Annotated in this window: 13 protein-coding genes and 1 pseudogene; 10 read left to right on the forward strand and 4 right to left on the reverse strand. The window is 72.8% G+C overall.

The annotated features are described in order from the left end of the window. Nucleotides 1-61: 61 nt before the first annotated feature. Nucleotides 62-871 carry a transglycosylase SLT domain-containing protein gene (locus tag AB0F89_RS20060; protein ID WP_367138371.1) on the reverse strand — a complete coding sequence of 270 codons (810 nt, stop codon included), beginning with the start codon at nt 869-871 and terminating at the stop codon, nt 62-64. A gap of 376 nt (nt 872-1,247) precedes the next feature. Between AB0F89_RS20060 and AB0F89_RS20065 the strand changes: the two genes are divergently transcribed. Beyond that, nucleotides 1,248-3,980, forward strand: a complete 2,733-nt coding sequence (locus AB0F89_RS20065; RefSeq protein ID WP_367138373.1) for a hypothetical protein — start codon at nt 1,248-1,250, stop codon at nt 3,978-3,980. A gap of 141 nt (nt 3,981-4,121) precedes the next feature. On the opposite strand, the gene AB0F89_RS20070 is transcribed toward AB0F89_RS20065, so the two are convergent. Next, nucleotides 4,122-5,267, reverse strand: a complete 1,146-nt coding sequence (locus AB0F89_RS20070; protein ID WP_367138375.1) for an oxygenase MpaB family protein — start codon at nt 5,265-5,267, stop codon at nt 4,122-4,124. Nucleotides 5,268-7,283: 2,016 nt separating this feature from the next. Between AB0F89_RS20070 and AB0F89_RS20075 the strand changes: the two are divergent. Continuing rightward, nucleotides 7,284-8,531: pseudogene (locus tag AB0F89_RS20075) on the forward strand (endo-1,4-beta-xylanase); the annotation flags it as partial. Nucleotides 8,532-8,581: 50 nt separating this feature from the next. Here the strand turns inward: AB0F89_RS20075 and AB0F89_RS20080 are convergent. Next, nucleotides 8,582-9,169 (reverse strand): hypothetical protein, encoded by a 588-nt coding sequence (locus AB0F89_RS20080; RefSeq protein ID WP_367138377.1) that lies wholly within the window; start codon nt 9,167-9,169, stop codon nt 8,582-8,584. A gap of 128 nt (nt 9,170-9,297) precedes the next feature. Between AB0F89_RS20080 and AB0F89_RS20085 the strand changes: the two genes are divergently transcribed. From AB0F89_RS20085 to AB0F89_RS20115, 7 genes are all read left to right on the forward strand, one after another. Continuing rightward, nucleotides 9,298-10,500, forward strand: coding sequence for an ROK family protein (locus AB0F89_RS20085; protein WP_367138378.1), 1,203 nt, complete (start codon nt 9,298-9,300; stop codon nt 10,498-10,500). A gap of 255 nt (nt 10,501-10,755) precedes the next feature. After that, nucleotides 10,756-11,931 carry an ROK family protein gene (locus AB0F89_RS20090; RefSeq protein WP_367138380.1) on the forward strand — a complete coding sequence of 392 codons (1,176 nt, stop codon included), beginning with the start codon at nt 10,756-10,758 and terminating at the stop codon, nt 11,929-11,931. After that, a complete protein-coding gene (locus AB0F89_RS20095; RefSeq protein ID WP_367138382.1) occupies nt 11,928-13,457 on the forward strand; it encodes a sugar ABC transporter ATP-binding protein in 1,530 nt (509 codons plus the stop codon). Before AB0F89_RS20090 ends, AB0F89_RS20095 begins: the two co-directional genes overlap by 4 nt. Before the next feature lie 71 nt (nt 13,458-13,528). Further along, the gene (locus tag AB0F89_RS20100) at nt 13,529-14,461 is read left to right on the forward strand and encodes an ABC transporter permease (RefSeq protein ID WP_367138936.1); all 933 of its coding nucleotides are present in this window, start codon (nt 13,529-13,531) and stop codon (nt 14,459-14,461) included. 84 nt (nt 14,462-14,545) lie between these two features. After that, nucleotides 14,546-15,592, forward strand: coding sequence for a substrate-binding domain-containing protein (locus AB0F89_RS20105; protein ID WP_367138384.1), 1,047 nt, complete (start codon nt 14,546-14,548; stop codon nt 15,590-15,592). A 64-nt stretch (nt 15,593-15,656) separates the two neighbouring features. Next, a complete protein-coding gene (locus AB0F89_RS20110) occupies nt 15,657-16,796 on the forward strand; it encodes a Gfo/Idh/MocA family protein (protein ID WP_367138386.1) in 1,140 nt (379 codons plus the stop codon). After that, on the forward strand, nt 16,793-17,797 hold the full coding sequence (locus AB0F89_RS20115) for a sugar phosphate isomerase/epimerase family protein (protein ID WP_367138388.1): 1,005 nt from the start codon (nt 16,793-16,795) through the stop codon (nt 17,795-17,797). Before AB0F89_RS20110 ends, AB0F89_RS20115 begins: the two co-directional genes overlap by 4 nt. Nucleotides 17,798-17,860: 63 nt before the next feature. Here the strand turns inward: AB0F89_RS20115 and AB0F89_RS20120 are convergent, their stop codons facing one another. Continuing rightward, the gene (locus AB0F89_RS20120; RefSeq protein ID WP_367138390.1) at nt 17,861-19,030 is read right to left on the reverse strand and encodes a cytochrome P450; all 1,170 of its coding nucleotides are present in this window, start codon (nt 19,028-19,030) and stop codon (nt 17,861-17,863) included. 51 nt (nt 19,031-19,081) lie between these two features. On the opposite strand from AB0F89_RS20120, the gene AB0F89_RS20125 reads away from it, so the two are divergent. Further along, a complete protein-coding gene (locus tag AB0F89_RS20125; RefSeq protein ID WP_367138392.1) occupies nt 19,082-20,374 on the forward strand; it encodes a CoA transferase in 1,293 nt (430 codons plus the stop codon). Nucleotides 20,375-20,492 lie beyond the last annotated feature (118 nt).

Genomic DNA, 20,492 nt, shown 5'->3' on the forward strand with positions numbered 1-20,492 from the left:
GAGCCGGGGTCCCCAACGCGGGGGACCCCGGCTCGGCGCGGGACGTCGATCGAGGGCTGGACTAGTAACCGACGTAGCCGGTGCCCGCGTTGATCCCGGCGAGGCCGGGGTGGCCGCCGAAGCCGCCGTAGCGCGCGTAGGTGTAGCGGACGCCCGCGATGATGTTGTCGACCGGCGCGTAGATGTCGTCGTAGCCGGGGATCTTGTACGCCTGGAACGTCGGGTCGATGCACTGCATGACACCCTTGGAGGGTGTGCCGCGGGCGGCGTTGGAGTCCCAGGTGTTGACGGCGTTGGGGTTGCCGTTGGACTCCTTGATGATGATCGTGTAGATCTCGTCCAGGCTGTCCTCGGTGATCGGGGTGCCGTTGGCGGCGAGGACCTTGATCGCCTCGCGGATCCAGCCCTCGATCTCGCGCTGCTTCGGCGGCTTGCGCGCCTCCGCGGCTTCCCACGCCTCCCGGGCCGCCTGCTCCTCGGCCGCCTTGCGGGCCGCGTACCCGTCCTGCGCCACGCCGCTGGCCTGGTTGAACGTGTGCAGCGCGGCCAGCTGCTCCTGGCGGATGATCCGGGCGGTCTCCGAACCGAGGTCCACCGCGTGCACCGTCTCGACCTTGCCGGTGCGGATGGTGTCGTCCGGCACGCCGCCGAGGTCCGCGCCGCCCGCCATCGGGCTGAACGACCCGCTCATCGCGTAGGCGGCGGCTCCCGAGCCGGACACGATGCCGACGGCCACCGCCACGCTGGCGATGCGGCGGGGGAGCACCTTCTCCGCTTCGGCCCGGTGCGCGCCCTGGTAGCCGGGCGGGGGCGGCGGCACCCGGAACGTGGTCTGCCCGGGTTTGTTCTTGTGACGGACGTGCCGAGCCAAGGGTGCAGCCTCCTGCGGTCGGGGAACTCCGTCACCGGACCTGGCGGGGGATCCAGGCGGACGTGGGCCGTTCCGGGGGATGTCGGGCCCGTGTCCCTTCGGTGATGGAACCGTGATCTGCGGCCGAGAACGTAACCGTTCGTGTTTTGGCGAGGCAAGGAATGGACCGCAATCGGTGACCCTCGTCACGTTTCCTCGGTATCGTCGTCACTGTCCGTCGCGCAGGGGATTACTCCGGTGTCAAAACGGCAACGGCCTGCATCGACCGGGGGAACGCTGTCGAAACGCCCGAGGTCGGTGATCCGCCGCGGCTAGGGTCGAACCCCCGCGTCACGCCGGCGGGGTGCGACGGGGCTGGTGGGGCGCGAGGAGTCCGGTGGTCGAACGGGGTGCGGGGGAACGGGTTTCGTCGGTCGAGGTAGTGGACGAGCTGGTCAAGCTGTTGCAGGACCTCACGGAGCGGCCGAGGTTCGGCGAGCTGCCCGGCCGCCGTTCGGGCGCGCGGACGGGCGGCGACCGGGGGATGCCGCTGGTCTGCCTGGTCCGCGGCCGAGCGGCTGACGGCCTGCTCGGCGCCCTCCAGGCGCACCTGCGCGGCGCGCACCCCGGCCGGGTGCCGCACGCCCACCACCGCTTCCCCGACCCGGAGCCGGACGCGGGCGTGCCCGAGCCGTCCGCGCTGGAGGCGGTCGGCTCGGTGCTGGTGAGCGTCGCCCGCGAGCTGTCCTCCGACGTCAACGGCCGCTACGGGCGGCACGGGTTCCGCCGGTTCGAGCTGGTCTACTGGCTGATGAACCAGCGCCTCGACGGCGCGGACCCGGAGTCGGCCGCGACCCTGCTGACCCGGCTGCGGGAGCGCGACCTGCGGCGGCACAGCGGTGACGACCTGATGCCCCGGGAAGTGCTGGACACCGCCACCGAGACCGCGCCGTGGTGGGTGCGGCTGGTGGTCCGGCTGGTGCCGTCCTTCCTGTTCCGGTCCAAGCTGCGCGGGCTGGTGCCGGGCAGCGAGTACCGGTGGCTGCTGCGCCAGCCCTACCTCGCGCCGCACGACCCGGGCACGTTCATGGGCTTCGCCGAGCGGCTGACGTCGGCGCTGGTGCCCGGCCGGAGCGCCGAGCCGCGCGAGGACACCGGCCAGCTGGTCAAGCTGCTGGTCAACGCGTTCCTGGAGGACGTGCGCCGCACCTACCGCCGGTCGTGGTGGCGGATCAGGTCGGCCCGCCGCACGGTGTACCCGGTGGTGCTGCTGGACGGCATCCGCCGCGACAACGGCGGCTACTCCCTGCTCAAGGTCGTCAACGACGTCCGCAACGACACCGGCGCGTTCGACCCGCTGGTGATCATCAGCGGCAGCGCCAAGGTGCCGCCGGACGCGGAGACCGCCGCCGAGCGCGAGCCGACGCCGGTGAGCCAGGCGAGCCACGCCTACGAGACGTGGGCCCGCAGGCTGGCCACCGACAGCCGCGCCCGCCGCCCCACCGCCTGGTTCCTGCCGCTGCGGGTGCCCGACGTCACGATCGTGCGCGGCGACGTGCCGCCGACGGCCACGCTGTCCGTGCGGCCCGCCCCGGTGTGGTCGCGCACGTCCGTGCTCATGATCGTGGCGTTCGTGCTGCTCGCGTCGGTGGCCACGGTCGGCTACCGGCACGTGCGCGGCATCGTCGCCGCGAACGACCTGTGGCGGCACCAGCACTGCGGCCTCGACCGGGACAACCCCGACGCGCACACCCTGGAACGGCACGACGACGACTGCGTCGGCGTCACCACCGGCCTCGTCCCGCTGTTCGGCCAGGCCGACGGCGAGGACCTGGAGCGCTTCAACCGGGTCCAGCAGCTGATCGTGGACCAGAACCGGCGGGTGCTGGAGGCGCACGCGCGCGACCCGCACCGCCCGTACGCGACCGTCGTGTACGTGTCGGCGATGGGCGCGGCCCGGGACGTGCTGGCCAGCAACACCGCGCGGCTGGTCGGCGTGGCGGCCAGGCAGGCCAGGCTGCTCGACCGCACCGACGCCGACGAGCCGCTGATCCGGGTGCTGCTCAGCAACGCCGGTTCGGCCATGCAGCACGGCGGCGCGCTCGCCGGGAAGCTGCGCGCGATGGTGGAGCGGGACAGGAGCATCGTCGGCGTGCTCGGCATGGCGCTGAGCAGCACGCCGACCCGGAACACCATCACCGAGCTGGGCGGGATCGGCCTGCCGGTGGTCGCCGCGACGCTGTCGGACGACGCGATGCCCACCGCGTCCCGGATGTACTTCCAGGTCTCGCCGACCAACGACCGGCAGGCGCGGGTCGCGGCGCGGCACGTGCGCGCGGCCCACCCGGACCGGGCCGGAGTGGTGATCGTGCACTCCGACGACGAGCAGGACTTCTACGCGGCCAACCTGCGGGCCGACGTGGCGGCGCGGTTCGGCGAGCAGGGCTTCCGGGTGCGCGAGGAGCCCTACCAGCCGGTCTCGGGCGGGCAGGGCTCCGGCGCCAGGCGGCTCGGGCAGGCGCTGTGCGACGTCGGCGACGACGAGGTGGTGTTCTTCGCGGGCCGGCCCGCCGACTTCGGCAAGCTGCTGGACGGCGTCAGCGCCGGGTGCAAGAGCGACCCGCCGGTCCTGGTCGCCGGTGACGACATCGCCCGCTACGCCGCCGACGACACGCTGCGCGGCCAGCACCCGGAGATCCCGTTCGAGTACGTGTCGTTCGCGATCGGCGCGCAGGGCTGCCAGGCGGCCACCGAAATGCACCAGACGCTGCGCGACCTCGTGCCGGAGCAGTGCGAGGGCGACGCGAACCCGTCGCTGGACGGGCACGCCGCGCTGACCTACGACGCCCTGTACCTGTTCGTGCACGCGATGATCCAGCTCGGCCCGATCCCGGTGTCGCCGGGGCACGTCTGGAAGGAGATGAGCGACATCGGCGGGCCGCGGGCGTTGTCGGGGGAGAGCGGTGTGATCGACTTCGCCGGCGGCCAGGTCCCGATCGACAAGTTCACGGCCGTGCTGCGGGTCGCCGACGGCGAGCCGCCCGCGGTGCTGGCGTCGTGCGGCGACTACCCGAACCGCGCGGACGTCGACCTCCACCGCGCCCCGTGGTGCCCGACGACATCGCGCTGACGACCGCCCGGCGGTGCCGCGCCACCGCTGCCCGCAAGTCCGCCCCTTCGGCCGATCTCCAGGGACTCGCTCAGCCGGACGCGCCCTGCCGCACCCGCCGGATCACCGAGCCCACGGCCGGACCGGCCGGCTCTGCGGGCCCTAGCCGTCCGACCGGTCCGCCGCGACGTGCGCCGGGCACGTCCCGCCCCACCGCTCCCGCAGGTCGGAGGGGATGGTCAGGGTGGTGGACTGCCCGTTGGTGAGGTTGCGGACGCTGCCGCCGAGCAGCATCGCGCCCGCCTTGTCCAGGATGGTGTTGGCCAGGGCGCTGTTGTCCTCCGCCCGCTCCAGGGTGCGGACCAGTCGCGCGCCGGTGCGCACCAGGCCGGTCCAGCCGCGCGCCCGCGGCACCTCCATCCAGTCGGCCACCTCGGGGTTGACGACCTGGCGGACCATGGCGGCGACGATGCCGTCGAACACCCTGCCGGGCACCAGCCGCTCGTAGAGGGCGAGCAGGTGCCGGGTCAGCGCCACGCCCTCGGGCGACGGGCCGTAGGTCGCCTCGACCAGGGCGGCGCTCAGCTCGCGGGCGCCGTCGAGGGATTCGGGCAGCGCCTCGACGGGGATGCCGAGCATGGCCCCGGTGACGCGCCAGACGTAGTAGTAGTCGGCGGCCTCCTCCTCGGTGACGGAGATGCCGATGCGCCGCATCCCCTCGATCACCTGCACGGAGAAGATCAGCAGCCCGCCGACCATGTCCTGCTGGCAGATCGGCGTGCCGTCGGCCTCGAAGTCCCACCGGCCGGAGGCGGTGAGGAAGTGGCGCACGGCGGCGTGGATCAGCCGGGTCTTCTGGATGGTCGGCACGAACGCGCCGGCCGGGCCGAACGCGTCGCGGCTCATCATGTTCATCACGAACTGCGAGGTCTCCGACAGCCGCCGGTGCGGCTGGTTGAGGCCGTGGGTCAGGGTCAGCACCCGCGAGGTGCGCGGCTGGGCGTAGCAGTTCACCATCGCGCCGAAGGACAGCACCGAGGCGACGTGCACGCCGTCGTCCACGAAGAAGTCGTACGCCCGCGCGACGCGGTCCGGGTCCGCCCACCCCGGCGGGTCGTCGGTGGCCACCAGGAACTCGCGCACCACGTCCGGCAGCTCGTCCGGGATGGGCTGGTCGTTGGCGCGGAAGTGCGCCAGCACCCGGTTCACCTCGCCGACCCGGCCGGTGGCGACGAGGTCGGCGATCACGGCGTCGGCCATCGGGTCGCCCTGGAACTTCAACGCCGCCACCGCTGCCGTGTCGATCATGGTGTGCACCCCTTCGCCGCCACTCAGGCCAGTCCACACGTGACCGCACCGCAGCACTAGGTACACGATCCGGTGACGAGTTCCACCCGGAGGCGCGCACGGCGCGTGCGCTCTCCGCAGTAGTCGGCCGCCAACAGGGTTAGCCAGGGTGAACGACCCGATCCCGGCTTGGAATACGGCGTCGATACCCGAGTCCCCGATCGGGTGTTGGGATCCGGATCAAGGGGTAGTCCCGGTGTGCCGTGCCCGGGTGCGCAACGGACACGACGGGGACCGCGCACGCGGTCTGGCCCGTCTCGGCGCGGTGCCGTTGAGCAACCAGCGCCCGCGTCGGTCTGGTCGCGCGGTGCGGACTCGTGCAGCACTGCCCGAGTCCGCACCGCGCCCGCGGCGTGGTGACCGCGGGCGGCTCCGGGTGGAGCACCGCTGATCGAAACTTTCGGCTCTGGGGAGCCTGGTGCTGAACGCCGGGCGCGCTGACTCGATCCAGGTAGACCGGGTGCAACCTCCTCCTTCTGGCCTAGCACTAGCTCCAAGTGAGACCGGTGAAGGCGCAATTGGCGTCTGGTGCATTGACATCTTTCGTTCAACGGTTCGAAACTTTAGGCCGTTTCCGTCGATCGGTGTCGCCGTCTCCGCACCCTGTCTCAAAGGAGAGCCCTGGTGATCAACAGTTCAGGCCGCTTGAGAGTTCGCTCGGCGGTGGTCGTGTTCGCGGTGGCGGCGTTGGCGCTGGCCGGGACGTTGACGGCGGTGGCGCGGTCCACGACCGCCGCCGCCGTCGATGCCGTCGGGGATGTCGTGGCGTCGGCCGGGGTGGAGGACGACGGGGCGGACTGCCCGGTGACGTTGCTGGGGTCGTTCCCGTCCACCTCGCGGTTGCCCGACCCGTTCACCAGGCTCAACGGGCAGCGCATCACGTCCAAGTCCGACTGGCGGTGCCGGCGGGCGGAGATCCGGGAGACCGCCGAGCGCTACGTCTACGGCGACAAGCCGGCCAAGCCCACCACCGTCACCGGCAGCGTGACCAGCAGCCGCGTCACGGTCAACGTCTCGCACAACGGCCGCAGCGCCAGCTTCTCCGCCGAGGTCACCCTGCCCTCGGGCACCGGCCCGTTCCCGGCGGTGATCGTCTACGGCGGGTTCGGCGGCGACGTCGCCACGATCCGCGCCTCGGGCGCGGCCACCATCAGCTTCGACCCCTACTCGGTCGGCCGCGAGGGCACCCCGCGCAACAACAAGCAGGGCGCGTTCTACACCCTCTACGGCAACACCAGCGGCACCGGCCTGCTCATGGCCTGGGCCTGGGGCGTGTCCCGGATCATCGACGTCATCCAGGCCCACGGCGGCGACATCCTGCGCGCCGACATCGGCGTCACCGGCTGCTCCCGCTTCGGCAAGGGCGCCTTCGCCGCCGGCGTGTTCGACCAGCGCGTCGCCCTGACCATGCCGATCGAGTCCGGCACCGCCGGCCTGCCCATCTACCGCGGCGTCAACGCCGAAGGCGGCCAGACCCTGTCCAGCGCCTACGGCGAACAGCCCTGGTTCGGCGACGCCTTCGGCTCCTACACCGCCAACCCCAACGGCCTGCCCCTCGACACCCACTCCCTGGTCGCCATGGTGGCTCCACGCGGCCTGTTCGTCATGGACAACCCCCACATCGCCAACCTCGGCCCGCGATCGGCATCCGTGGCCGCACTGGGCGGCGCCGAGGTCTACAAAGCCCTGGGCGCCCAGAACAACCTGCTCTACCACTCCAACGTCACCGACGGAAACCACTGCGCCAACCGCACCGAATGGCGCGCCCCCCTCCAACAGGCCATCGGCAAATTCCTGCGCAACACCGGCACCTTCACCGGCGGCGTCACCATGCACAGCAAAGCCACCGGCAACCTCTCCCAATGGCGCGACTGGACCACCCCCACCCTCACCGACGGGCCGGGCAACACCACCACTACAACTACCGACACCACCACGACGACCACCACCACGACGACGCAGCCGCCCGGCCCCGGCGCCACGCTGGCCGCGGCGGCGAACCGGACCGGCCGCTACTTCGGCACGGCGGTCGCCGCGAACAAGCTCGGCGATTCCACCTACGTCGGCATCCTGAACCGCGAGTTCGACATGGTCACCGCCGAGAACGAGATGAAGATCGACGCGACCGAGCCGAACCAGAACCAGTTCAACTACGCCAACGGCGACCGGATCGTCAACCAGGCCACCAGTCAGGGCAAGCGGGTCCGCGGGCACACGCTGGCGTGGCACTCGCAGCAGCCGGGCTGGATGCAGAACATGTCCGGCACCGCGCTGCGCAACGCGATGCTCAACCACGTCACCCAGGTCGCGACCCACTACCGGGACAAGATCCACTCGTGGGACGTGGTGAACGAGGCGTTCCAGGACGGCAGCTCCGGCGCGCGTCGCGACTCGAACCTGCAGCGCACCGGCAACGACTGGATCGAGGCCGCGTTCCGCGCCGCCCGCGCCGCCGACCCGGGCGCGAAGCTCTGCTACAACGACTACAACACCGATGACTGGACGCACGCCAAGACCCAGGCGGTCTACCGGATGGTGCAGGACTTCAAGTCCCGCGGCGTGCCCATCGACTGCGTCGGCCTGCAGTCGCACTTCAACAGCCAGAGCCCCGTGCCGGGCAACTACCAGACGACCCTGCAGAACTTCGCCAACCTCGGCGTGGACGTGCAGATCACCGAGCTGGACATCGAGGGCTCGGGCTCGACCCAGGCGCAGAACTACGAGCGCGTGGTCAAGGCCTGCCTCGCCGTCGCCCGCTGCACCGGCATCACCGTCTGGGGCATCCGCGACAGCGACTCCTGGCGCGCCTCGGGCACACCGCTGCTGTTCGACAACAGCGGCAACAAGAAGGCCGCGTACACCTCGACGCTGAACGCCCTCAACAGCGGCTCGCCGTCGACCGACCCGACCACCCCGACGACGACCACCACGACCACCACCAACCCGCCCGGCGGTGACAGCTGCACCGCCAGTTACGCGGAGGGCTCGAAGTGGAGCGACCGCTTCAACGGCCAGGTGACCGTCTCAGGCTCCGACGACTGGGTGGTGACGGTGGCGTTCAGCTCGCCGCAGAAGGTCATCGCCACCTGGAACACCAGCCCGACGTGGGACTCCAGCGGTCGGGTGATGACCGCGCGGCCCAACGGCAACGGCAACGTGTTCGGCTTCACCGTCCAGCACGGCGGCAACTGGACGTGGCCCAGCCTGACCTGCCGGGTCGGCTGACCGCAGCGTGACGGGGGAGGCCCGGCGCTCGCGCCGGGCCTCCTGCCGCGCTACCGGGACTGGAGCGCGTCCACCGCGACGGCCTGCGCGATCACCACGCGGCGGTCGACGTGCGGGTCGGTGATCCGGATCAGGTAGTGGTCGCGGACCCAGGTCTTCTTGTCCACGCTGAACACCGGCTGCCCGCCGCGGGTGAAGTCGAAGTGGTAGCGGAACGGGAACGGGATGTTGTTCACGAACGGCAGGAAGCCCCACAGCCGGCGCAGGATCGCCAGGCCCGCGTTGCGCTCGCTGCCGGTGGCCGTCGGCGCGCCCGGCTGGTCGAGGTGCCAGGTCGAGTTCGTCAGCGACCGGCCGAAGTCCTTGCGGAAGTGGCCGATGGACTGGCCGTTGCCGTCGACCACGTCGTAGCCGCTGCCGAGGTCGATCACCCTGCGCGCCCGGAAGCCCGCGAGCACCTGGTTCCGGCCGGCGTCGGTGTAGATCGTCACCTGCTCCTTGAACGCCATCCGCTTCTGCTCGACGAACGCGACGAGCTGACCGGGCTCACCGCCGTGGTCCTCGAAGACCTCGTAGCGGTTCACCATCAAGGTGACTTTCTGGTGCATGTGCAGCACGTTCGTGGCCGGAGAGAGCATCGTGTCCCCCTTGACTGCGGTGGAGTCGCAGTGTCTCACCCGACCGAGTGAAGATCCCCGGTGGGGACCGCCACCGCCCGGCCCCGACGGCCGCACACCCGGAGGGCCGGTGGCCGTAAGTTGTCACCATGAGCGCGACGGGCAGCGGCCAGCAGCCGCGGGTGGTCTCCGGCAGGCAGTCGGAGCTGCTGGCGCTGCTGCGCGACGAGGGCGCGATGTCCCGGGTGGCGCTGGGCGAGCGGCTGGAGCTGCCCCGGGCCAAGCTGACCGCCGAGCTGGCCAGGCTGGTCGACGTCGGCCTGGTGCAGGTCGGCGGACCGGCCGCGAGCCGGGGCGGGCGGCGGTCGACGCTCGTCCACCTGGCCGACGACCTGCGCGTGCTCGGGGTGGACGTGGGCGCGACCTCGGTGACGGTCGCGGTCACCGACGGCCGGTGCGAGGTGCTGGAGAGCCGCAGCGAGGAGTGCGACGTGCGCAGCGGCCCGGCGGAGGTGCTGAGCCGGGTCGCCGAGCTGGCCGACGTCGTCTACGCCAAGGCGTCGGGCCGGCTCGTCGGCGCGGGCATCGGCCTGCCGGGGCCGGTGAGCTTCCGCGACGGCATGCCGGTCGCGCCGCCGATCATGCCGGGCTGGGACCGCTACCCCGTGCGCGACGAGCTGGCCGGCCGCTGGGGCTGCCCGGTGACGGTGGACAACGACGTGAACGCGATGGCGCTGGGCGAGCGGCACGCCGGTGTGGCGAGGTCCCTGGAGGACCTGATCTTCGTCAAGGTCGGCACCGGCATCGGGTGCGGGATAGTGCTCGGCGGGCGGGTCTACCGCGGCGTGGCCGGCACGGCGGGCGACATCGGGCACATCAAGCTGGACGACTTCGGCCCGGCGTGCGCGTGCGGCGAGGTCGGCTGCCTGGAGGCGTACTTCGGCGGTTCGGCGCTGGCCCGGGACGCCACCACCCTGGCCCGCAGCGGCCGTTCCGTCGCCCTCTCCACCGCCCTGGACGCCAAGGGCGTCCTCTCCGCCGAGGACGTGGGCGCGGCCGCCGCCGCGGGCGACTTCGCCGCCGCCAACCTGGTCCGCGAGGGCGGCCGGCGGCTGGGCCACGTGGTCGCGTCGCTGGTCAGCTTCCTCAACCCGGGCATGGTCGTGATCGGCGGCGGCGTCTCCCGCCTGGGCCACTCCCTGCTGGCCGAGGTCCGCAGCGCGGTCTACCGCCGCTCCCTGCCGCTGGCGACGGGCAACCTGCCGATCGTGCTCTCCGAGCTGGGCGAGCTGGCCGGCGTGACGGGCGCGGCCTGGTCCGGGACGGACCGCGCCTTCTCCCCGGCCGGCTGACCTCAGCCCGTTCCTCGGCCGACCGGCAGGTCGTGCACACCGCGTTACCGGCCGGGCATTTCGCACGCCCTGGTATTCGCGAAAGCAATGCCGAGCTTCTGTCAAAAGACGGCCGACTTTTGCAACGAACCGACAAAAGTCCGCCGAAGTTCTTGTCATGCCGCACGCCCAACTGTCAGGATCGGCCGCAACTCACCCCCGAACGTGAGCTGGACCACCTCGTTCGATCGACTCACCAACGAAGTCGGAGCACCGATGCGGGCGCAGACCGAAGGCAGCCGCGAGGACAACCTCGCCCTGCTGCTGCGCACCCTCCGCACCCGGGGCCCGCTCTCGCGCGCCCAGCCGGCCACCGGCTCGGGCCTCTCCGAGGCCACCGTCGCGCCCCTCCTGGCCAATCTCGAACGGCGCGATCTGACCGAAACCGCCGGCGCCACGACCACCCGCGGCAGGCCGGGCCAACCGGTCCGGCTCCGCGCCGGCGCCGTCTGCGGCATCGGGTTGGAGGTGCGGCCCGGCCACCTCGGCGCGACGGTCACCGACCTGACCGGCGAGGTGCGCCTGCGCCGCCGGACCAGCTGCGACACCACCGCGCCCGAGCACGTCCCCGACCAGCTCGCCGACCTGACCGGCCGGGTGCCGAGGGACGTGCCGACGGCCGGCCGGGCGGGTGTCGCGGTCGCCGTCCCCGACCGAGCCGACCGCGCGACCGGCACCGCCACCGCCGACCGGCTGCGCCGGCGCGACGTCTCCGCGGTGGACGGCCCGGCGGCGCGGACCGGGCTGCCGATCCGCCGGCTCGACGTCGACAACGCCGCCAACCTCGCCGCCTGCGCCGAGCACGACGCCGACCCGGTCGACCACCTCGTCCACCTGACCGGCGACCACAGCGTGACGGCCGGCGTCATCGCCAGCGGCGCCCTGGCGCGCGGCGCGCGCAACCACGCGGGCGAGATCGGGCACGTCCCGCTCGGCGCCACCCGCTGCGCCTGCGGCCGACGCGGCTGCTGGGAGACCCGGGTGGGGCTGGACGCGTTCCTGCACGCCTGCGCGCCGCGCCACGACCGGGTGCACGACCCGGAGCCGGGCGCCGGCGAGCGGATGTCGATCCCGCGCACCCGCGCCGAACGCGGTGACGCGCGCACCCGCGACGCGCCGCACCGCACGTCCGCCGCGTCGGTGTCCGGCCTCGCCGTCCTGGCCTCCCCGCTCAACCCGCAGAAGATCGTCCTCGGCGGCTGCTTCGCGGTCCTCCAGGACCGGCTGGTCGCGCCCCGGCGCGAGGAGCGGACCCGGATCGCGGCCTCCACGCTCGGGTTCGCGGCGGGCGGGAGGGGCGCGGCGCCGGTGGCGCAGCGCCGCGTGCCGGACGACCCGACCGTCGTGCCCGTGAGGGACGGCAGCGCACCGACAGAAGGGGCCTCGGCATGACCCTGCTCAGGATGACGGGCATCGGCAAGACCTTCCCCGGCGTGCGCGCCCTGGACGGCGTCGACCTGGAGGTCGCCGAGGGCGAGGTGCACTGCCTGCTCGGCCAGAACGGCGCGGGCAAGTCGACCCTGATCAAGGTGCTGGCCGGCGCGCACCAGCCGGACGAGGGCGAGATCACCTGGCGGGGCGCGCCGACCGCGCTCCCGTCGCCGGTGGCGGCGCTGCGGCTCGGCATCGCCACCATGTACCAGGAGCTGGACCTCGTCCCGGACGTCTCGGTGGCGGAGAACGTGTTCCTCGGCCACGAGCCCACCCGGTTCGGCTTCACTCGCCGCCGGTCGGCCCGCGACCGCGCCCAGGCGCTGATGGCGCGCCTCGGCCACCCGGAGATCAGCCCCGACCGCGAGGTGGGCCTGCTGTCCGCCGCCGGGCAGCAGCTGGTCTCGATGGCCCGCGCCCTGGTCCACGACGCCCGGCTGATCGTGATGGACGAGCCGACCGCCGCCCTGGCCGCCGACGAGGTGGACAACCTGTTCCGCATCGTCGGCGAGCTGACCAGGGACGGTGTCGCAGTCCTCTACATCTCGCACCGCCTCGAAGAGATCCGCCGCATCGGCAGCCGGGTCACCGTCCTCAAGGACGGCCGCACGGTCGCCGCGAACCTCCCCGCCGACACCCCCACCTCCGAGCTGGTCGACCTGATGTCCGGCCGCAAGGTCGAGACGGTCTTCCCGCACCGCGACGCCTCGACCGTGGACACCACGCGCGAGGTGCTGACCGTCACCGGCCTCACCCGTGCGGGCGAGTTCCGCGACGTCGGCTTCCACGTGCACGCCGGGGAGGTGCTGGGCATCGCGGGCCTGGTCGGCGCGGGTCGCAGCGAGATCCTGGAGACCGTGTTCGGCGCGCGGAAGCCGGACGCCGGGCACATCGCGGTCGACGGGAAGCCGGTCCGGCCGGGCAGCGTCGTCGCGGCCGTCAAGGCGGGCATCGGCCTGGCCCCGGAGGAGCGCAAGGCGCAGGGCCTGCTGCTGGACCTGTCGGTCGCGCACAACGTGACCCTGTCCAGCCTGGCCGCCTACAGCCGGGCCGGTTTCGTGGACCGGGCACGTGAGCTGAACGACTCCAGGGCCACCCTGGAACGGCTCGACCTGCGGCCCGCCGACCCGAGGCGGCTCGTCTCCGAGTTCTCCGGCGGCAACCAGCAGAAGGCCGTGGTGGCGCGCTGGCTGATCCGGGGCTGCAAGGTGCTCCTGCTGGACGAGCCGACCCGCGGCGTGGACGTCGGCGCGCGCGCCGAGCTGTACCGGGTCGTCCACGAACTGGCCGCGGCCGGCGTGGCCGTGGTGCTGGTGTCCAGCGAGGTCGCCGAAGTCCTCGGCCTCGCCGACCGGGTGCTGGTGCTGCGCGACGGAGAAGTGGTGGCGGACCGGGCGGCAGCCGAGCTGACCGAGTCCGCCGTGCTGGACATGGTGATGGCGGGCAGCGCCGTCACCGAGGGTGTTGCGACCGAGGAGGTCCTGTGACCGAGACCGGGGTCCTCGACCCGAAGACCGCCTCACCCGGGAGCGGGCGCCCGCGCCGGCGCAACCTCGACCTGAGGTTGACCGGCCTGCTCGGCGTGCTGGTCGTGCTGTGCGTCGTCGGGTACGCGACCCGGCCGGACAGCTTCCTCACCGAGGCGAACATCTCGACGATGCTGCGGCTGGCCGCGGCGATCGGCGTGGTGAGCGTCGGCATGACGTTCGTGATCATCAGCGGCGGCATCGACCTGTCCGTCGGCTCGATCGTGGCGCTGTCCGGCGTGTGGATGACCACCGTCGCCACCCAGGCCTACGGGCCGGTGGTGATGGTGCTGTGCGGCCTGCTGGTCGGGCTGGGCTGCGGCCTGGTCAACGGGGTGCTGATCTCCTACGGCAGGATCGTGCCGTTCATCGCCACCCTCGCCATGTACGCGTCGGCGAAGGGCCTGGCCGAACGGCTCTCCGGCAGGCGGACCCAGGTGGTCACCGAGACCGGGTTCAGCACGTTCTTCCGCGGCGACCTGCTCGGCGTCCCGGTGCTGATCTGGATGCTGGCCGCGGTGTTCGCGGTCGGCTGGGTGGTGCTCAACCGCACCACGTTCGGCCGGCGCACGTTCGCCGTCGGCGGCAACGCCGAGGCCGCCCGGCTGGCGGGCATCGACGTCCGGCGGCACACCGCGCTGGTGTACGGCATCGCCGGGCTGTGCTGCGGCATCGCCGCGATCATGGTCGTCGCCCGCACCACCTCGGGCGCGTCCACCAACGGCATGTTCTACGAGCTGGACGCGATCGCCGCGGTCGTCATCGGCGGCACCCTGCTCAGCGGCGGCCGCGGTTCGCTGATCGGCACGCTGATCGGCGTCCTCATCTTCACCGTGGTGGGCAACATCTTCACCCAGAACAACCTCGACACCGACATCCAGAACATCGCCAAGGGCGTGATCATCGTCGCCGCGGTGCTCCTGCAGCGCACCACCGCCCGCCGCCGCGGCTCGCACGCCACCTGACCCACCGGAACCAGATCCACCGATCCACCCGACCCACCCGATCCACCCCGACCCACCCGATCACCGACGCCCGGGAGTACTGCCATGCCTTCACTCGACCGCCGCCGCTTCCTGTGGGGCACCACCGCCGTGGGCGCCGCCGCCGTGCTGGCCGGCTGCACCTCCAACGAGTCCGCGAACACCGCGCCGAACGCCGTCGCGGGCAGCTCCGGCGAGAACAGCCAGCCGGGCAAGCAGGTCACCATCGGCTTCTCCGCGCCCGCCGCCGACCACGGCTGGATGGCCGCGATGACGAAGAACGCCAAGGCGCAGGCCGACCGGTTCTCGGACGTCACGTTCAAGGCCACCGAGGGCACCAACGACGTCAACCAGCAGATCGGCCAGGTCGAGACGCTGATCAACGACAAGGTCGACGTGCTGGTCGTGCTGCCGTTCGACGGCAAGGCGCTCACCGAGGTCGGCCGGCAGGCCATGGACGCGGGCATCCAGGTCATCAACCTCGACCGCGTCTTCGACACCCCGCTGGCCTACCGGCTGTGGATCGGCGGCGACAACTACCGGATGGGCGTCAACGCGGGCGAGTACATCGCGAGCCAGATGAAGGCCAAGAACATCAGCAGCCCGGTCATCGGCGAGGTCGCGGGCATCGACTCGCTGCCGCTGACGCAGGAGCGCAGCAAGGGCTTCCGGGACGCCCTGGCGAAGGCGGGCTTCGCGGTCGGCCCGCGCGTCTCGGCGGCGTTCACCTCCGAGTCCGGCGAGCAGCAGACCGCCAACCTGCTGCAGTCCGCGCCGAAGCTGGACGCGCTGTGGAACCACGACGACGACCAGGGCATCGGCGTGCTGGCGGCGATCGACAGCGCGAGCCGCACCGAGTTCGTCATGGTCGGCGGCGCGGGCTCGCGCAACATGATGGACCTGATCAAGGCCGACAGCGGCGTGGTCAAGGCCACCGTGCTCTACAGCCCGTCGATGTCGTCCTCGGCGATCGCCCTGGCCCGGCTGCTCGGCCAGACCAAGGGCATCGGCGACATGGCCGAGCACGACATCCCCGCGTCCATCACCACCTACTCCGCCGTGGTGACCAAGGAGAACGTCGACCAGTACTTCGACGTCGGCTTCGACTCCTGACCCGGTTCAGATCCCGCGGGGTCCAGACCCCGCGGGGTTCAGGTACTGCTGTGAAAGGCTGCTGATGACGGAAGAGATCGGCGTGGGCATGGTGGGCCACGCGTTCATGGGCGCGGTGCACTCCCACGCCTGGCGCAGCGTCCACCGGTTCTTCGACGTGCCCCTGACGCCCCGCCTGGCCGCTGTCGGCGGCCGTGACGCGGTCCGCACCAAGGAGGCGGCGGCCAAGTACGGCTGGTCCGCCGTCGAGACCGACTGGCGCGCCCTGGTCGCCCGGGACGACGTCGGTCTCGTCGACATCTGCACCCCCGGCGACACGCACGCCGAGATCGCCATCGCCGCGCTGGCCGCCGGCAAGCACGTGCTGTGCGAGAAACCGCTGGCCAACACGGTGGCCGAGGCCGAGGCGATGACGGCCGCCGCCGAGGAGGCGGCCCGGCGCGGCGTCCGGTCCATGGTCGCGTTCAACTACCGGCGGGTGCCCGCGATCGCGCTGGCCCGCCGGCTGGTGGAGGAGGGCCGGATCGGCGAGGTCCGGCACGTGCGCGCGGTGTACCTGCAGGACTGGCTGTCCGACCCGGAGTCGCCGATGACGTGGCGGCTGCGGCGGGAGAAGGCCGGTTCCGGCGCGCTGGGCGACCTCGGCGCGCACATCGTGGACGCGGCCCAGTACGTCACCGGCGACCTGATCACCGGCGTCAGCGCCACCACCGAGACGTTCGTCCGCTCCCGGCCCGACGGCGACGGGCGCGGCGAGGTGACCGTGGACGACGCGGCGGTGTTCCTGGCCCGCTTCTCGTCCGGCGCGCTGGGCACGTTCGAGGCGACCAGGTACGCCCTGGGGCGCAAGAACGCGATGCGGCTGGAGGTCAACGGCACCCGCGGCAGCCTGGCGTTCGACTTCGAGTCGATGAACGAGCTGTCGGTGTTCTCGGCCGACGACGGCTCGTCGGCCGGGTTCCGGCGGGTGCTGGTGACCGAGGCCGACCACCCCTACGTCGGCGCGTGGTGGCCGCCGGGGCACGTCATCGGCTACGAGCACACGTTCACCCACGAGGCGGCGGACTTCCTGACCGCCATCGGCGAGGGCGTCGACCCGGCGCCGAGCTTCGCCGACGGGTTGCGGGTGCAGCGGGTGCTGGCGGCGGTGGAGGAGAGTGCCGGGCAGCAGTCGACGTGGACCACGATTGGAGAGACGCGATGAGCCGACCTGTCACGCTGTTCACCGGACAGTGGGCCGACCTGCCGTTAGAGGAGGTGTGCCGGCTCGCCTCCGGGTGGGGCTACGACGGGTTGGAGATCGCCTGCGCCGGCGACCACTTCGAGGTGGACAAGGCGTTGGCGGACGACGACTACGTGCCCGCGAAGCGCGCCTTGCTCGAGAAGTATGGGCTGGACGTGTGGACGATCTCCAACCACCTCGTCGGCCAGGCCGTGTGCGACGACCCGATCGACTTCCGGCACCAGGCGATCCTGCCGTCCCGGATCTGGGGCGACGGGTCGGAGGAGGGCGTGCGCGAGCGCGCGGCGGCCGAGATGGCCGACACGGCGCGGGCGGCGGCCCGGCTCGGCGTGGACACCGTCGTCGGCTTCACCGGGTCCTCCACCTGGAAGTACGTGGCGATGTTCCCGCCCGTGTCGCAGGCCGTGATCGACGAGGGCTACGCCGACTTCGCCCGGCGCTGGAACCCGATCCTGGACGTCTTCGACGAGGTGGGCGTGCGGTTCGCGCACGAAGTCCACCCGTCCGAGATCGCCTACGACTACTGGACGACCCGCAAGGCGCTGGACGCGGTGGGCAACCGGCCCGCGTTCGGGCTGAACTGGGACCCGTCGCACTTCGTCTGGCAGGACCTGGACCCGGTCGGGTTCATCCTCGACTTCGCCGACCGGATCTACCACGTGGACTGCAAGGACACGAAGAAGCGCTTCGACGGCCGCAACGGCCGGCTCGGCTCGCACCTGGCGTGGGCCGACCCGCGGCGCGGCTGGGACTTCGTGTCCACCGGGCACGGCGACGTGCCGTGGGAGGAGTCGTTCCGGGCGTTGAACGCGATCGGCTACAGCGGGCCGATCTCGGTCGAGTGGGAGGACGCCGGGATGGACCGGCTGCGCGGCGCGGAGGAGGCGGTCGGGTTCATCCGGCGGCACCTGTTCGACCCGCCCGCCGCCTCGTTCGACGCCGCGTTCAGCACGGGGGAGTGACGCCTCCGCCCACGGGTCGCGCGACCCGTGGGCGGGACTTCCCCGCCTGCCCGGCCCTCGGGCCTACCAGGTGACCGGCAGCGCGCGCAGGCCGTAGATCGGGGCGTCGAACTTGAACCCGACCTCCTCGAACGGCACGGCCAGGCGCAGGTCCGGCAGTTCCGCCGGCAGCACCCGCAGCGCCACGCGCATCTCCAGCCGCGCCAGCAGGTGCCCGACGCACTGGTGCACGCCGCTGCCGAACGCGAGGTGCGCCCGCGCGTCCCGCCGCAGGTCGAGGCGGTCCGGTTCGGGGAACGCCGCCGGGTCGCGGTTGGCCGCGAACAGCGACGCGATCACGCCCTCGCCCGCGCCGAGCACCGTCCCGCCGACCGCCGCCTCACCGACCACCGCCCGCACCACCCCGTGGTGCACGGGGCTGAGGTAGCGCAGCAGCTCCTCCACCGCGTTGTCGACCAGGTCCGGCGACGCGACCAGCGCCTCCCACCACGACCGCTCCCGCTGCAGCGCCAGCACCGACAGCGCGATCGAGTTCGCCGTCGTCTCGTGCCCGCCGACGAGCAGCAGCACGGTCATCCCGACCGCCTCCTCGTCGGTCAGCCCCGGCTCGGCGACCAACCGGCTGACCAGGTCGTCGCGCGGCTCCGCCCGTCGGGCCCGGACGAGGTCGGCCAGGTACCCGTGCAGCTCGTCCAGCGCGGCCCGCACCCGCTCCGCCGACAGCGACCGGTCGAGGTGCGCCCGGCTGCGGGTGGAGAAGAAGTCCTGGTCGGCCGCCGGCACGCCGAGCAGCAGGCAGATCACGTCCGACGGCACGGGCAGCGCGAACGCCGTCACCAGGTCCGCGGGCCGGGGGCCCGAGCGCATCGCCGCCAGCCGCTCCCGCGCGATCCGCTCCACCTCGGGCCGCAGCGCGGTCATCCGCCGCACGGTGAACTCGCCGGTCAGCAGCCGCCGGTACCGGGTGTGCTCGGGCGGGTCGGTGACCAGGAAGCTGCCGGGCGCGGCCTCGCGGTCCACCACCGGCCGCAGCTGCGGGAAGCCCGGCCTGCTCGGGTCCGACGAGAACCGCCCGTGGTCGCGCAGCACCGCGCGCACGTCGTCGTACCTGGTCACCAGGTGCGCCTGCTGACCGTGCCGCAACGACACCGGGGACACCGGCGCGCGCGCCCGCAACGACGCGAACTCGGCCGGCGGGTCGAACCCGGGACGGCGCGCGATCGGGTAGTCCATGGTGATCGACCTTATAGCCGACGACGGGCCGGAGGAGCGCACACTGCGACCGTGGACCCGGTGACAGCGCACGCCTGGGCGGCCCTCGGCGGCCGACCCGGACCGACGACCGTGACCTACACCCCGGCGGGTGAGGTGCTGAGCGCCCGCCTGCCCGTCCGGGAGATGGCCCGCGCCACCGTCGGCGCCTGCGCGCTCGCGGCGGCCGAGCTGTCCGCGATCCGCAACGGCGTCCCGGTGCGACCGGTCACCGTGCACGAAGCCGCCGTCGCCACCGCGTTCGTCAGCGAACGCCACCTGCGCGTCGACGGGCGGCGGGGCGCCGGGTTCGCGCCGCTGTCCGGCTTCTGGCGCACCGCCGACGGCTGGGTCCGCACCCACGCCAACTACCCGCACCACCGCGCCCGCCTGCTGGACGCCCTGGGCGTCACCGACCGGGCGTCGCTGGAGCGCGAGCTGGCGACCCGCCGGGCCGTCGACGTCCAGGAGACCGTCCACCGGGCGGGCGGCCTGGCCGTCGCCGTGGCGACCGAGCCGGACCCGACCAGGCGCCCGCTGGTCGAGACCCGTCCGACCGGGGCCGGGAAGCGCGTCCTCCCGCCGTCCGACCGCCCGGCCGACGGCGTCCGCGTCCTCGACCTGACCAGGGTGATCGCCGGCCCGGTCGCCACCCGCACCCTGGCCGCCCTCGGCGCCGACGTCCTGCGCGTCGACCCGCCGCACCTGCCCGAGGACCCCGACGTCCACGCGGACACCGGTCCGGGCAAGCGCTCCACGCTGCTCGACCTCGCCGACCGGCACGACCGGCGCGCGTTCGACGACCTGCTGGACCGGGCCGACGTCGTCGTCACCGGCTACCGGCCGGGCGCGCTGGACCGCCACGGCCTGTCGCCCGACGCCCTGCGCGACCGGCGCCCCGACCTGGTCGTCGCCCAGCTCTCCGCCTGGGGCCACACCGGCGGGTGGGCGGACCGGCGCGGCTTCGACAGCCTCGTCCAGGCCGCCACCGGCATCGCGGCCGTCGAGGGCGCCGGCGGCACACCCGGCGCCCTGCCCGCGCAGGCCCTCGACCACGGCACCGGCTACCTGCTCGCCGCCGCCGTGCTGCGCGGTCTCGCCGAACCGGGCGGCCGGCACGTCCGGCTGTCGCTGGCCGGCACCGCGTCCTGGCTGCTGCACGACGTCGGGGCCACTCCGACCGAGGGCCACTACGACCCCGAACCGTGGCTGGTCGAGACCCCGTCACCGCACGGCCTCCTCCACCACGCCCGCCCACCGCTCGGCGGCACGTGGGACCACCCGCCGACCACCTGGGGCTCCGACGAGCCGCGATGGCTCACCTGACCGCCGGTGATCGGCTGATCCGACCCGCCCGGCGCCCCCGGTCCACAAAGGACGTGACCCGGTGGGGCGCGACTCAGGTGAAGATCGGCCCGCGTGGTGAGCGGACAAGGGGCTGGTG

The organism is Saccharothrix sp. HUAS TT1 (genome assembly GCF_040744945.1).
Taxonomy (GTDB): domain Bacteria; phylum Actinomycetota; class Actinomycetes; order Mycobacteriales; family Pseudonocardiaceae; genus Actinosynnema.